The following is a 14,508-nucleotide window of genomic DNA, read 5'->3' on the forward strand; positions in this document are numbered from 1 at the left end:
AAACGACCACACCGGTCAGAACTTCACGGTGAAGCCAGAATACAGGCTCGACGTCATTGAGTTTGGCCGTTCTTCCAGGCCGCCCCGATCTCGGCGCGACCGCCGCGTGGCAATATTCGTATAAGAACCATCCAGCGCTGCCTGTTAATCTTCGTTTGCCAGTTCTGCGACAATCAGTCCGCTACCACGTGGCCCTGGTATTGCGGCAGGTCGTCGGTGATGGTGAACCAGGGCGCTTTGGAACCAACGAAAATATGCATGGTCGGCCGGATCGAGGGCTTATCGACCAGCGTCCCCATGGCGACGTGAACGAAGGCGCCCTCGCGGACCAGCGAATACAGCAATGAGCCGCAACGCCGGCAATGCGCGTCGTGGTTGGCTTCGTCGCCATAGATCATCAGATTGTCATCGCCTTTGACGACGCTGAATTTGTCGCGGATGATTCCGGCGAACGGCTTGAACGCCGAACCCGTGGTGCGCCGGCAATTCGAACAATGGCAGTTCGCGGCATAGGCGAACGCATCTGCCACCCTGTAGCTGACTGCGCGGCAATAGCATTCTCCGGCAAGCATACGTTCATTCGAGTTTTCCGAACGCGTCACGGGTTTCTCCGTTGCGAATGATGCAAGTCATCCGTAGCGTAATCCATCGATTCATGGCTTGATTCAAACCAGAGCAACGTTGCGCAAGGGAGACCTGATCGTGAGCCATGACCTATCCACCGTCGAAGCCGTCGTCCAGCATTATTTCGATGGCCTCCGCTTGTCCGTTTAGTGTGCCGGTCTCGCCCGTGATGTTGGCGGCTCGCATCGCGGCTTCGTAGGCGATCAAGGCGAAGCCGTCGATCAGACAGAGAAGAAGCAAGAAGATTTGGCGCGCCATCTCGCTGCGGTCCTACTTCGGCGACTGCCGGAGCAATGCGTGACGTTCTCGGAGACGGTCTCAAGGGTTGTGATGATTTCAGCTTCGATGCGCGCATCATCGATCGTTCGCGGCGCTCCCAAGCGAGGCTCGTCATAGAGCCCATCCAGCCGGTGCTCGGCGAAACGACCACGCCACTTGCCGACGGTGACTTGACTGACTCTAAGCGCCGCCGCGACCTTATCTTACTCTGAAGTCCTTGCGCATGCCAGAACGATGCGTGCCCGCATCGCCATGGCCTCCCCAGTCTTGAGTCGTCTGACCAGCGCTTCCAGTTCCGAGCGCTCGTCATCTCTCAGCACAATCTGAGGTGCCGTTCGCCGACCAGCCATTGCAATCTCCCTCGCTGCTTCGCGACGGAAATGTGCCACATCAACGTGACTCTGTGATGCTGTGAACTTCAGATTCAGGACACTAGCGCGCGGTCGCAGGGCCGCTACGATCAAAGAAAAGCAATCCGGCAATCATCAACATAACAGCGCCAAGAATACCTTCTTGCAGCTTGGCAAACCACGCATTGCGGGCAAGCCACCCGCCAATGCTGGAAGCACCAGCGGCGAAGCCGACATAGACGACAAAGCCAAGTGCCTTCGAGACTACTGCAAGAATGAATAATTGTTGCCAGACCGGACCAACAGTGGGATCAGTGAATTGGGGCAGGAACGCCGTCATAAACAGGAAAACCTTCGGGTTGAGCAGGTTTGTCGTGAAGCCCTGTATGAAGGCGGCTCGGTGTGCGCCTGTCAGCGCCGCCCGCATCGTATGCTGGTCGAGGCGGATGCTGCGCCATAAAGCGCGGATACCAAGGTAGGCTAGGTAGGCTGCGCCGACCAACCTCACGGCGGAGAACAGTTCCGGTGAATGCCGGAAAATTTCGGCGAGACCTAGAACGACAACCGGTATTTGGACGAAGCCGGCGAAGAACGTCCCCAAGACGCTCATGAAGGCAGCTCTAAAGCCTTGGGTCATGCCGCGCGTGAGCGTCAACATCATGTCGGGGCCTGGAGTGATGTTCAGCACCAGCGATGCAAGGATGAAGGCGAGCAGCAAGTGAAAGTTGAACATAGAAGTTGGATACCATGAAAGAGCAACATGACATAGGTGGTGTTGGGCGCACGACTGCCATGCTAATCGACCGACCCACCAAAGAACAAGTCGATCGATTTATGGCGCGGTCAATGCGAAAGGGGTCTGGCTCTGTCTCAAGTATGCGGGCAACACCACTAGATCTGCTTGAGAGAAGCGATGCGGCATTGCTTTCCAAACGCGCCCAAAATTCGGCACCCGAACGTTGGTGTTTACGTAACAAACTCAACGCTTCCCGTCTCGGCTGACGCGGGGGACCAGACGTCCGAATGGCGGAATCAAAACCCCGCTTGATTGTTCAACGATTTCAAGTCGCATTTGGAAAAAACGCCAAAAAGGCGCTCTCGCAATTCCAATAGGTTGGCAGCGGTTTCCAAATAAGGAAGCAGCTTTTGCAGGAGGATCAGTTTCCGCAGAGTCGGCGACACCCCGCGCGCTCAAGAACCAGTTGATGCTTGGGGACTAGGGTTTCCGTCAAATGATCTCTTGCGCGCACCTGGTGTTTCGATGATTCCGAACGGGCTGGCCAAAACATGGCCCAACTGGCGGGATCAGGGCCGCAGCCCACTTGAATTCAAACTCGCCCTTCAACCCAAGGTATGGCTCGCTAACGCGTAGGTGACCGGCGGGTTCGCCTCGTCCGGCACGAAATCGGCCAAGCGTTTGCCAAAAGACATGGTCAGCATGGTGTCGAACACAGGCAGTCCATTCTCCATGAGAAAGGTAACAAAATCGCCGTGCTCACGATGCGTGTCCAGACGGAGGAATAGTCCATCATGCTCCAGAACGTGGGGCCTGACCACCGCGATTGCATCCTCGTCGTTCGCTGCGACCACGGGGCCAACGACATGGCCCCGCCCGAACCGTCGACATAGGGCAAAGGCGCAAAGCTTGTCCTCGCGGAACAGGCCGTAACCCGAAGAATGCGCAAACAGCGCACCGATGACGGCCTGCCTGCTGACGCCGAAAGCAAGTGCGTCGCTGGCGATGACCGCGGGCAAGTCTTTGTCTTGCAGCTGCCTGACCACTCCGGTTGGTGGCCGGTCCATCGCGACCCCAGCCTGCCGCACCGTGCCCTGACGCTGATAAACCGTTTTCTCCGGCTGGAAATCAAGCGACAGATACAGCCGCTGGGCGGCGCGCGTGGCGTTCAGACGAAGATTGCGGCCCCGGGTTTCGCCGAGTTCGAAGCCGGGCGATTGAGCGCCGTTGTCACGGAGAGCGGAACGATCAAGACGAAGGTCGCTGTGCTTGCCGGGGGCGCTTGGGCATCATCCTTCTGCCGTCAGGTCGGCATCCGCTTCCCCCAAGCCTCGATACGTTCTTCGATCCTGGCCGTCTCTCCCGGTGCCCAAGATTTGCCGGATGTTCTGCATACCGCCAGCATCTCCCTCACCCGCCGGAGCGATGGCGGCTACACCCTGGCAATCAGCGGACGTGGGCGCGTGGACGTCACGCCGCAGCAGCTGCGCTTCGCTCCGCAGTTTCTGCCGATGTTTTTGAAGCGCTGGCGCAGCCTCTTGCCGGGCGGCTTCGAAGGGATTCGTTCCGGCCATGAGAGGTTGAAGCGCTGGAAGCTCGATGAGCCGACGCCGATGGAGCACATGCGCATTCTCGATCCGACGCCCGATCCGGCTGCGGTGAAGCTGACCCACAGCCGGGCAATCGAACTCATACCCGAACTCCGCAAGACAAAGATCACCGCGGCTTGGGCCGGCTATATCGATAGCACCCCGGACGGGGTGCCCGGCATAGGAGAGTTGGAGAAGGCGCCCGGCCTCATTCTGGCCGCCGGCTTTTCCGGGCACGGCTTCGGCATCGGGCCGGGAGCCGGCCACCTGATCGCCGACCTCGTCACCGGAGCGGAGCCCATTTTTGATCCGAAACCGTATCGCCCGGATCGGTTCTCGGCATCAGCATGGGGCAAAGTCGCGGATTTCTAGCCCGCCCAGGATGCTGCCCGGAAGGGCTGCGAAAGCGGTCGGCAAGCCTCACAAGCTCGCCCTCGTCGCCTGGGTTCGCGAGACCCTCGTATTTGCCAGCGGCACACATTGGGTCAAATCGGCAGCCGTCGCTTACTGGTCACTCGCAATGCGTCCCTCTCGTCGCGCACACGTTGCATGGCGATTGCCACGCGATTTGCTGGGGCTACTCTGGCTGGCGTACCAGCGTGCGTGTCCGGTTCCGCGCTAGCCGCAGCCATGTCCTGTAGTGAGCGCAAATACCAGAAAGGCATGCAATACCGCGCTGGCTGTGGCAGAGTTGTCGTTGAAGCTCGGCCTGGCCTGCTCAAGCAGACGATCGGTGAGAGCCAAAGTTAGTCCGATAGCGACCACCGGAGTAATGGCGGGGTGCGGCCGTTGGAGAAATCTTATCGGTTCGGCGCTGATGCGCAATGCACCTTCCAGGTCTTGTGCGAGGACGGCGAGCGTCTATTCGGCCGAGGATGGCGTCTGGACGCCGATGGCCAGCGGAAGCCGGTGCTGGCGGTATTGCCAACCGCGGAGCATCCAACGCCCTCGCACCTTGATCGCCTTGCGCACGAATTTGGGTTGAAGGATGAACTGGACGGTGCCTGGGCAGTACAGCCGCTAGAGCTGTTGCGGAACAGCCAAGGGACCATGCTCCTGCTTGAGGACCCCGGCGGCGAGCTTCTCGCCCGACGGCTCGGCGCCCCCACGGAGATGGGACAGTTCTTGCGCCTGGCGATCGGCATCGTCACAGCGCTGAACAAGGCGCACCAGCATGGCCTTGTCCACAAGGACCTCAAGCCAACCAATATCCTGGTGACGGGCGTGGGTAACGAGGTGCGGCTCACTGGCTTTGGTCTCGCCTCACGCCTGCGGCGCGAGCGGCCGTCACCGGAGCCGCCGGAAGAACTCACCGGTAGTCTCGCCTACATGTCGCCCGAACAGACCGGCCGCATGAACCGTTCGATTGACTTCCGAAGCGACCTCTACGCACTCGGCGTCACCTTGTACCAGATGCTGACCGGCGTGCTGCCTTTCGCGGCGGCCGATGCCATGGAGTGGGTGCATTGCCACGTCGCACGGCAACCCATCCCGCCGGCCGAGCGAGTGAAGGAAGTCCCGACGATTGTCTCGGCCATCATCATGAAGTTGCTGGCCAAGACAGCCGAGGAGCGCTACCAGACCGCACGCGGCATCGAGCGTGACTTGCGGCGCTGCCTGGCTCAATGGGAAGCGCGCGAACGCATCGATGCGTTTCCGCTCGGCGTCCAAGACAGTTCGGACCGGCTCCTTATTCCCGAGAGACTGTACGGACGAGCGCGCGAGGTCGAGCATTTACTCGCTGTTTTTGATCGCATCATCACGACCGGAGCGCCGGAGCTGGCGCTGCTTTCCGGATACTCCGGGATCGGCAAATCGTCAGTGGTCAATGAGCTGCATAAGGTGCTCGTTACGCCACGCGGGCTCTTCGCGTCCGCCAAGTTCGACCAGCACAAGCCTGAAACGCCATATGAGACACTCGCTCAAGCCGTTAAGAGTCTTATTCGGCCATTGTTGGGGAAGAGTGAAGCTCAATTGGCGCCGTGGCGCGACTCGCTCCGTGAAGCGTTAGGCCCGAACGGCCAGCTCATAGTCGATCTCGTTCCGGAATTGAAGCTCATCATCGGAGATCAGCAGCCGGTTCGTGAGTTACCACCCCAAGACGCGCAACAGCGTTTCCAACTGGTGTTACGGCGGCTGATAGGCGTCTTCGCTAGGCCGGAGCATCCACTGGCGCTGTTCCTCGATGATTTGCAGTGGCTCGACGCGGTGACGCTTGATCTTCTGGAGGATCTGCTGACCCGTTCGGATCTGCAACACCTCATGCTGATCGGCGCCTACCGCGACAACGAAGTCACTGCCGCCAATCCGCTGCTGCGCAAGCTCGAAGCGATCAAGACGGCTGGCGGGAAAGTGACGGAAATCAGGCTCGCGCCGCTCGATCGAGAGCATCTCGCAGAACTGATTGCAGACACGCTTCGCTGCGACCGGGAGCGCGCCGCACCGCTCGCTCAATTGGTGCACGAGAAGACCGGCGGCAATCCCTTCTTCGCCAATCAGTTCATGTCCTCGCTCGCCGAAGAGGGCATGCTCATCTTCGATCATGATGCTGCGCGTTGGTCCTGGGATCTCGACCGTATTCACGCGAAGGGATACACCGAAAACGTGGTGGAGTTGATGGTCGGGAAGCTCACCCGCCTGCCGGCAACCACACTGGCTGCGTTGCAGCAGCTCGCGAGTCTTGGAAACAGCGCCGACCTCGCGACACTCTCGATCGTGCTCGGGACTTCCAGGCCGCAGGTCCACGCAGCGCTGTGGCCAGCCGTGCATCAGGAATTGATCGAACACTCGAGGGGCACGTACCGGTTCGTCCACGATCGCATTCAGGAGGCTGCTTATTCGATGGTCCCCGACGAGCTGCGTGGCGAAACGCACCTTCGAATGGGCAGATTGCTCGTGGCGCGCACACTTCCCGAGAAGCGGGAGGAGGTGATATTCGACATCGTTAATCAGCTCAACCGCGGGGCGGCCTTGATTACCTCACGCGAGGAGCGCGAGTGGTTAGCCGAACTCAATCTGCTCGCGGGCAGGCGCGCCAGGCAATCGGCAGCCTACAGCTCTGCCCTCACCTACCTCATTGCCGGTCGCGCGCTATTGTCGGGCGGCTGCTCGGAGCGTTGTGGCGCACTTACGTTCGCGCTCGAATTCCACCGTGCAGAGTGCGAGTTTGTGACCGGCGCATTGGCCGCAGCCGATGAACGGCTCAGGATTCTTTGGGAACGCGCCACCAACATCGTTGACTGCGCCGCCATCACCTGCTTGCGAATGGATGTTTACACGACCCTCGGTCAAGGCAGCCACGCCGTCGAGGTCGGTCTCGACTACCTCCGGCGTGTGGGCATTGACTGGTCGCCCCATCCCACCGAAGACGAGGCTCGACGCGACTATGAACAGGTCTTGTCCCTGCTCGGCAGCCGCACGATCGATGAACTTATCGAATTGCCGCTGATGACCGATCCGGCTTCGCTGGCGACCATGGACATCTTGAACAAGATGGAAACGCCGGGCGCGCGCGTTGACAAGACTCGCGAAATACTCGTGGTATCCTGCGCGGTCAAGCTGACCCTCGAGCGCGGCAACTGCGATGGATCAAGCCTGGCCTACCAGCGGCTGGCGCTCGTTGCCGGCGCACGCTACGGCGAGTATCAGACCGCGCTCAAACTCGGTCGCGTGGGGTACGAGCTGGTCGAACGATGTGGATTGAAGCGCTTCCAAGCCGGTGTCTATATCGTGTTCGGGAACCTGGTCATGCCATGGACTCAGCACGTGAAGTCGGGACAAGAGCTGGTGCGTCGAGGTGTCGATGTGGCTACCCGGAACGGAGACGTCATTTACGCCGCTTACGGCTACGCGAACCTGATCAGGAACATGCTGGCGGCAGGCGACGCGCTTGCCGAGACGCAACGAGAGGCCGACTATGGCCTCGAATTCGCACGGAAAGTCCATTTCACATTCTTCATCGATCTCATCACCGCGCAGCTCAGGCTCATTCGGACTCTCCGCGGCCTGACACCGATCTTCGGTCAATTTGACGATAGAGAGTTCGACGAGCGGCAGTTTGAGCACCAGCTCTCCGCTGACGCTGCCCTGGCGCGGCCCACGGCCTATTATTGGATCCGGAAGTTGCAGGCGCGTTTCATATCTGGCGACATCGAGATTGCGCTCGATGCCTCCCGGAGCGCGCACGATCTCCTGTGGACGCTCTCGCACTCGGAGACGGTTGAATATTGCTTCTGCTCTGCGCTCTGCCACGCGGCGGTCTGCAGGTCCGCTCCTCCCGACGACCGGCAGCAGCATCTGGAGGCGATGACTGCACATCAAGAGCAGCTCAAGGTCTGGGCGAACAATTGCCCCGAGAACTACGAGAATCGCGTCGCACTGGTTGATGCGGAGATTGCCGACCTCGAAGGACGGGAACTTGAAGCAGAGCGTCTCTACGAGCGGGCAATCCGTTCTGCGCGCGACAATGCCTTCGTGCAGAATGAGGCGCTCGCCTATGAACTGGCCGCGCGCTTCTACGCCGCGCGTGGCTTTGAGCAGATCGCGCATCTCTATCTGCGCAACGCCCGCCACGGGTATCTTCGCTGGGGAGCCGACGGCAAGGTGCGGCAACTCGAGCAGCTTCATCCGCACCTTCGGGAGAACGAGCGCGTTCCCGGCCCGACGACCACGATCGGCGCGCCGATTCAGCAACTGGACCTCGCGACGGTTATCAAGGTTTCGCAGGCCGTGTCAGGCGAAATCGTTCTGGAAAAGCTGATCGGGACGCTGGTTCGCACCGCGATCGAGCAGGCCGGAGCCCAACGAGGTCTGTTGCTCCTGCTGCAAGGGCAAGCGCTGCGGATCACAGCGGAAGCCACGACCAATGGCGATCGGGTGATCGTCAATCCGCGTGACGATGTAATAACCGAGGATCTGCTGCCAGAATCGGTGCTCCACTATGTCCTGCGCATGCAGGAGACCGTCATTCTCGACGATGCCGCGACCCAGTCCTCGTTTGCTGCGGATCCATACATTCGTCAGCACAAGGCTCGTTCCATTCTCTGCCTTCCGATGCTCAATCAGGCGAAGCTCGTCGGCGTCCTCTATCTGGAGAACAACCTGGCCGCTCGTGTCTTCGCACCGGCCCGCATCGCGGCGCTGACGCTGCTCGCCTCGCAGGCCGCGATCTCGCTTGAGAATACCCGCTTGTACCGCGATCTTGCAGAGCGCGAAGCAAAGATTCAGCGTCTGGTCGACGCCAACATCATCGGGATCATCATCTGGGACCTCGAAGGTCGGATTCTCGAAGCCAATGACGCATTTCTGCGTATGCTGGGATACGACCAAGAGGATCTTGCCTCAGGTCGCCTGAACCGAACAAACCCGACGCCCGCGGAATGGCGCGACCGCGACGCACGGACCGTTGCAGAGCTGAAGACGATTGGGATAGTCCAACCATTTGAGAAGGAATACTTCCGGAAGGACGGCAGCCGCGTGGCCGTGCTGATGGGCGGGACGCTATTCGATGAAAAGGGGAACCAAGGGGTCTCGTTTGTGCTTGATCTGACCGAGCGCAAGCGGGCCGAGCAGGAGCTGCGCGCGAGCGAGGAGCGCTTTCGAACGCTCGTGCAATTCTCGTTCGACGTGTACTGGGAGAGCGATGCGCAGCATCGCTTCATTCGTCAGGAGTTCGCCGAAAGCGTTGTCGATGCACCGTCGCGGGGCTCCGAGCTTGGCAAGACGCGCTGGGAAGTGCCCTATTTGGAGCCCGATGCAGAGGCCTGGCGCAAACATCGGGCGACGCTTGATGCCCATCTCCCCTTCCGTGACTTCGAGCTGGCGCGACCTACGCCCGACGGTGGCAAGCGTTACATATCCGTCTCGGGGCTGCCGGTGTTTGACGAAAATGTGCGCTTCACCGGTTACCGCGGCGTCGGGCGGCACATTACCGGGCGCAGGCAAGCAGAGCAGGCCTTGCGCGAGGCGCACTCGGAACTGGCGCACGTCAATCGCGTGACGACCATGGGCCAGCTGACGGCCTCGATCGCTCACGAGGTCAACCAGCCGATCGCAGCTGCGGTTACCAACGCTTACGCCGCCTTGCGCTGGCTGCGCGCCAGCCCGCCTGATCTCGAGGAAGTCCGACAATCGCTCGGCCAGGTCATCGAGAACGGCAGAAGGGCCGGCGATGTCATCGACGGAATCCGGGACCTCATCAAGAAGGCACCGCCCCGCAGCAGCCGAGTCGACTTGAACGAAGCCATTCTCGACGTCATCGCCCTGACCCGGACCGAAGTGCTGAAGCACGGTGTCGAGCTGAAGACAGAGCTCGCGACGAGCTTACCGTCTGTGGACGGTGATCGCGTCCAGCTGCAGCAGGTGATCCTGAATCTGATCATGAACGCAGCCGAGGCGATGAGCGACCTCGGAGAGGAGACGCGCAAACTGCTGATCAGGACGCAGATGGATCCCACGGGCGACGTCCTCGTTGCTGTTCGGGACTCGGGCCCGGGCTTGGATCTCACAAGTGCGCACCGCGTTTTTGAGGCCTTCTACACGACCAAGTCCGCCGGTTTGGGCATGGGTCTGGCGATCTGCCGGTCGATCATCGAGGCGCACGGCGGCCGGCTGTGGGCCAGTGCAAATGAGCCGCGGGGAGCAGTATTTCAATTTGCATTGCCACCAAAGCTGGACGAGGCCGTTCCGGCGGAACAGGCTGACGAGACGCGGACCTGATAGCTGGCCAAGCCGCGATTGCAGTGACGCTGGCTTTCGGCATTCCACAGAACGCCGCACATTTTTTCGACGACCCGGTTGATCGCTGCCGACAACCCTTTTTCGAGAACGATTTCGCCACCAGCTCCGAGGACAGTAAGCGTGACTGGAACGATGTAAGCTTCCAGTCCGGTTTCATGACGTGCGAAGCAAGCGATTGATGGCCGCGATCGAGCTTGTTGTCGATCGCGACAGCAAAAAGCCTGCGGACAAGATGATGGCGAAGGTCGCCGACGGCACCTACGAGGCTGGCGTGATGGTCCGGGTCTCCGGCAACAACATCATCCTGTCGCGGCCGCTCATTCTGACATCGGCAGATGTGACGAAAATGGCCGAGGGAATCAGCGCCGGTCTCTCAGCGGCCAGCTAAGGCGCTCGCACAGGCGATGGCGCGCTCGAACAGCGCGCCGTTGGCACTGTCCCTGTCGAGGCAATCGGCCAGCGACGCTGGCGACATGGTCTGGTCCGCGCAGAAGATCCGCATGAAATCGGCCGCGAGCGCGATCTTGCGCGTGGCTGGTTGCCTCTCCCAGTCATGCGGACTCAGATAGAGCAAGGACGTTTCCTCGCTCGCGATGTCGGAAGAAGTCGCCGCGCCGCCGGCCGCCTCCTGTATCAGCAACGGCAGCAGAACGCATGCGACGGTGCCAATTCGATGCAGGCGGCGGGTCATTTCGCGCCCTTGGCATCGACGAGCGGCGGCACGTCGAGCGCCGGATTGCCATCGAAGAAATTGAACGGGCGCAAGCGGAAACCATGCCACAGGCCCGGCATCACGGGCCAGTCCTCGGCGCGGGGCACATGCCGGAAGCCGACCGTGTACCACATCACGAGGTCCCGATCCTCGATCGGGCGCTTGGCGGCAACCCATTTCGGCAAGCCATCTACCTCCGCGTTCTGGTTGGGATAGAGGCCCGCAGCATATTTCTCGTCGCTGGCGTAGGCTGACGCCCATAGCGTGTAGCCGCTGAAGCCAGCGCGAAGCTGGATCGGGTCGTCCTTGGCGAGCAACGACACGTCGGAATGGCCGGGCATAAGCTGGTAGCTGGTGCGATAGCCCTGCTTGTTGGTCTTGCCAGCGCTCTCGATCCGGAACTGGGCCGCATTCAACGGCGTGGTGACCGGTCCTTCGGTTGCGACCGGCCGTGTCTCGACCTGCCACAGACTTTTTCGCGGGCCCTCGCCGCTCAACCGGCGAACGCCGAAGCGATCCTCGACCAGACGATTGCCGGTGCCGTCAACATCCATGTCGATCCGGAACGTCATGTAGTGATCGTGATTGACCGCCAGCAACCGCTCGTCGACCAGCGTTCCATAGGCCGTATCCTGCGCCGCGGTCGGATCGCTCAGGTTCCGGCTCGCCACGCCCTTGGTGGCGTCGATGCCGTACGCGCCGAGCTTCACGTCGATGTTGCCGGCGCGGTCGAACACATAGTCGACGAGATAATCGTAGTTGCCGACGACGGGCGCCATGCGCACGACAAGCTCGGTGTTCGGCCGCACCTCGGCAGTGTTGTTGATCAGCTCGCTGTGGCGCCAGATCGGATCCCCGGTCGGCCGCTCGAAAACACACACCGCGCCCCTGAAGACCACAGGCGCTCCCTTGGTGTCCGAGATGGTCAGATCGAGAAAATGCGCGTTGCCGGGACAATCCTCGCCTGGGCGCAACTCGCTCGACAGCACGCCAAAGCCGTATTCGCCGATGTCCATATAGGCGCGGAACTGCCAAGTCTGCGCCGGATCCATGTAGGGAACGAACATCTCGCTCGCCGAAAGCTGGTAGGCGATGTCACGCTGGGTGCCGCGATCGTCGTAGCGGATCAGCGACAGCACCGCGCCGACGCGCGGCTCCAGGCGAACGTGGAAGAACCAGTTGTCCCAGCGGACCTGCCCGCCCTCCACCGTCACGTTCGTCCCCTGCGGCGACGAAATCTCGATCGGCTTCGGCGCGGCACGATATTTTCCGGAATCGGCATAGGCATGCGACGGCGAATTCGCGGGCGGCGGCAACACGCCGAGATCGGTCACCGACACCACCTGCCGGGCGCTGAGGTCCACCAGCGCGATCAGGTTCTCGATCGGCTTTCCCCAGAGATTATTGCCGGCGCCCGTCGTATCGACACAGGGCACATTCAGGAGCCGATGGCCCTTGAGGGCGGGATCGAACACCGGGCCCACGGTAAGCGGAAGGCACAGCACATTCTTGAAGTCCGTGATGCCGCGCTTGGCCATCGCGGCGATCCATCGTGGGTCGAGCTTTGGCAACACGCCCGCGGACATCAGCTCATCGATGGTCAGTGCCGATTGCCGATCCCCGATCTCGTCCCAACTGGTCAGGCTCCGCGACTTGAGATCGAGCCGCGCCTCGTAGAGATGACCGTCCTTCAGCAGCGTCGCCACCGCCCGCCGCGCGAATGCCTGCCCCGGCCGCCACGCCCGAACCTCGTCCTTGCCGTTTTCATCCAGTGCGATGAACACGACGCGGGCGGCATCGTCGAATTTGCCGGCGCCACGGAGCACGTCGATGCCCGCGCGTATCTCGTCCGCGGTTAAGCCATCCATGGGATGGGCCGGCGACGCCAACGGCGGAACTCTCGTTTCGGCACGCGAAACGGCGGTGGAAGAGAGAACGCCTGCGATCAGACCGCCAAAGGCCAGACCACAAAGCCCTGATGTTCGCAATCTCCGAGCCATGCCACCCTCTCCGCCATCGACCTGTGTTCACCTTGCTTATAAAGATGGCGGCGGGATGAAGCCACCAAGATAGCGTTCAACGAGCTGGCGTCGTGCGGTCCTCCAGATAGGGACCGACAATCTGATGCCTGCCGACAAGCCGTCCACCAGACGTCGTGTCGGAATCGCGGTCGCCAGCAGGTTGGCCAGCGCTGAAGCGCCACTAATTTCGCCGCGCCATGGCCGATCCGGCACTGCGCTGGTTCATCGAAATGATCAGTCGTGTGTGTAAAGGGATCTGACGCCCAAGTTCAGCACAATGCCAAGCTTGGCGGCCATGTTCCCTGTCGAAGCCACGCTGCGATTCAGGGTCCGCGCGATCTTTCTGACGGGCGTATTGTTCTTCGCGAGTCCGCGAAGCTTATGTTTCTCGGCGGCTGTCCACGCCCTGTCATCGGTCGGCAGCGATCGTTCACTGGTGCTCGCGTCATCTCTCAGCGTCACTTCCGACCCTTACGTCTCGATGAGCACACGGTCATCCGGCCGCGGGCGCCATGTCGGTGCGAACCTGATGCGCTAGTTGAACAGATCCGGCTCCGCCTCGGTGATCCAGTCCCACCGCGGCTGGAAGCTGAAATAGCCGCCCTTGTGGGTGCCGACCTGGCTTGCGGTCAGTTTCGCCACCTCGTTCGGAATCGGTTTCGGCGTTCCCGCCGCTTCGGCGAGGAGTTGCGTTCGCGCCGCATTGTTCATCGCGATGTACCCCAAGCGGTCGCTTCGATCGTCGGTCCAACCGTCAACAGGCCATGGTTCTGCAAAACGACGGCCTTCTTCGATCCCAGCGCTTCGGCGATCTTTCGACTCTCCTCCGCTTCCAGCACGACACCGGAGAACGGATCGAACAACGCGTGGTCTTCATAGAAGGCGCAGGAGTCCTGGGTCAGCGGATCGAGCAAACGGCCAAGCGCCGACCAGGCTTTGCCGTAGGTCGAGTGCGTATGGGCTGCGGCGATCACCTCCGGATGCGCGGCATGGATCGCCGAATGAATCACAAAGCCGGCCTGATTGATCGGCTTGTCACCGATCAGAATGTTGCCGGCACGATCGACCAACTGAAGGTCCGAGACCTTGATCTGGCCGGAAAACTTCGACAGCGGATTGATCCAGAAGCGATCCGGAAATTCCGGATCGCGCACGGTGACATGCCCGGCGAGACCTTGGTCGAAGCCGTTGCGCGAGAACAGGCGGAAGGTTGCGGCAAGGCGCTGCTTGCGGTGTAGCCTCTCCTCTTCAAACGAGGCTGCACGACGCAGATGGTGAGCGCGATCGTCGGAATGTCCGAGCAGATGGTCAACCACTACGCCAAGGAGGTCTCCAAATTCCGCCTCGTACGCGGCGCGATCCAGCTACTCGAGGCCGGCTGGGCGGAGCAGCGCGTACACGTCCTGGGCATTGCCAAGAAGGCTGAATAGCGGTTTCTTGTGTCTATATCTGATAAAGG

At 61.0% G+C, this 14,508-nt stretch carries 11 protein-coding genes and 2 pseudogenes; 4 read left to right on the plus strand and 9 right to left on the minus strand.

Annotated features, from left to right (window positions below; all coding sequences use genetic code 11):
* Window positions 1-173: 173 nt before the first annotated feature.
* From KIP88_RS22425 to KIP88_RS22445, 5 genes and pseudogenes are all read right to left on the minus strand, one after another.
* Window positions 174-602: a GFA family protein gene (locus tag KIP88_RS22425; protein ID WP_214490164.1), complete on the minus strand. Its 429-nt coding sequence runs from the start codon at window positions 600-602 to the stop codon at window positions 174-176.
* Between the two features lie 112 nt (window positions 603-714).
* Window positions 715-882, minus strand: coding sequence for a hypothetical protein (locus KIP88_RS22430; protein WP_214490165.1), 168 nt, complete (start codon window positions 880-882; stop codon window positions 715-717).
* Complete coding sequence (locus tag KIP88_RS48530; RefSeq protein WP_374226498.1) at window positions 846-1,031, minus strand: hypothetical protein; 186 nt, start codon at window positions 1,029-1,031, stop codon at window positions 846-848. Before KIP88_RS48530 ends, KIP88_RS22430 begins: the two co-directional genes overlap by 37 nt.
* Window positions 1,032-1,335: 304 nt before the next feature.
* Window positions 1,336-1,986, minus strand: a complete 651-nt coding sequence (locus KIP88_RS22440) for a LysE family translocator (protein ID WP_214490167.1) — start codon at window positions 1,984-1,986, stop codon at window positions 1,336-1,338.
* A 608-nt stretch (window positions 1,987-2,594) separates the two neighbouring features.
* A pseudogene (locus KIP88_RS22445) lies at window positions 2,595-3,176 on the minus strand (GNAT family N-acetyltransferase); the annotation flags it as partial.
* Here KIP88_RS22445 and KIP88_RS22450 point away from each other — a divergent pair.
* The 3 genes and pseudogenes from KIP88_RS22450 to KIP88_RS22460 form a co-directional block, all read left to right on the plus strand.
* Window positions 3,129-3,950: pseudogene (locus KIP88_RS22450) on the plus strand (NAD(P)/FAD-dependent oxidoreductase); the annotation flags it as partial. The pseudogenes KIP88_RS22445 and KIP88_RS22450 overlap by 48 nt on opposite strands.
* A 417-nt stretch (window positions 3,951-4,367) precedes the next feature.
* Window positions 4,368-10,295, plus strand: a complete 5,928-nt coding sequence (locus KIP88_RS22455) for an AAA family ATPase (protein WP_214490170.1) — start codon at window positions 4,368-4,370, stop codon at window positions 10,293-10,295.
* 199 nt (window positions 10,296-10,494) lie between these two features.
* The gene (locus KIP88_RS22460; protein ID WP_214490171.1) at window positions 10,495-10,704 is read left to right on the plus strand and encodes a hypothetical protein; all 210 of its coding nucleotides are present in this window, start codon (window positions 10,495-10,497) and stop codon (window positions 10,702-10,704) included.
* Here the strand turns inward: KIP88_RS22460 and KIP88_RS22465 are convergent.
* The 4 genes from KIP88_RS22465 to KIP88_RS22475 form a co-directional block, all read right to left on the minus strand.
* Window positions 10,690-11,007, minus strand: a complete 318-nt coding sequence (locus KIP88_RS22465; RefSeq protein WP_214490172.1) for a hypothetical protein — start codon at window positions 11,005-11,007, stop codon at window positions 10,690-10,692. The genes KIP88_RS22460 and KIP88_RS22465 overlap by 15 nt on opposite strands.
* Window positions 11,004-12,896: a tyramine oxidase gene (locus tag KIP88_RS22470; protein WP_214490173.1), complete on the minus strand. Its 1,893-nt coding sequence runs from the start codon at window positions 12,894-12,896 to the stop codon at window positions 11,004-11,006. The genes KIP88_RS22465 and KIP88_RS22470 overlap by 4 nt, the downstream gene beginning before the upstream one ends.
* Before the next feature lie 687 nt (window positions 12,897-13,583).
* On the minus strand, window positions 13,584-13,760 hold the full coding sequence (locus KIP88_RS46625; protein ID WP_249790939.1) for a hypothetical protein: 177 nt from the start codon (window positions 13,758-13,760) through the stop codon (window positions 13,584-13,586).
* On the minus strand, window positions 13,757-14,365 hold the full coding sequence (locus KIP88_RS22475) for a class II aldolase/adducin family protein (protein ID WP_308163624.1): 609 nt from the start codon (window positions 14,363-14,365) through the stop codon (window positions 13,757-13,759). Before KIP88_RS22475 ends, KIP88_RS46625 begins: the two co-directional genes overlap by 4 nt.
* On the opposite strand from KIP88_RS22475, the gene KIP88_RS47885 reads away from it, so the two are divergent.
* Window positions 14,354-14,479, plus strand: coding sequence for a hypothetical protein (locus tag KIP88_RS47885; protein WP_283848523.1), 126 nt, complete (start codon window positions 14,354-14,356; stop codon window positions 14,477-14,479). The genes KIP88_RS22475 and KIP88_RS47885 overlap by 12 nt on opposite strands.
* Window positions 14,480-14,508: the final 29 nt, after the last annotated feature.

It is taken from the genome of Bradyrhizobium sp. SRL28 (assembly GCF_018596315.1).
Classification (GTDB): Bacteria; Pseudomonadota; Alphaproteobacteria; order Rhizobiales; family Xanthobacteraceae; genus Bradyrhizobium.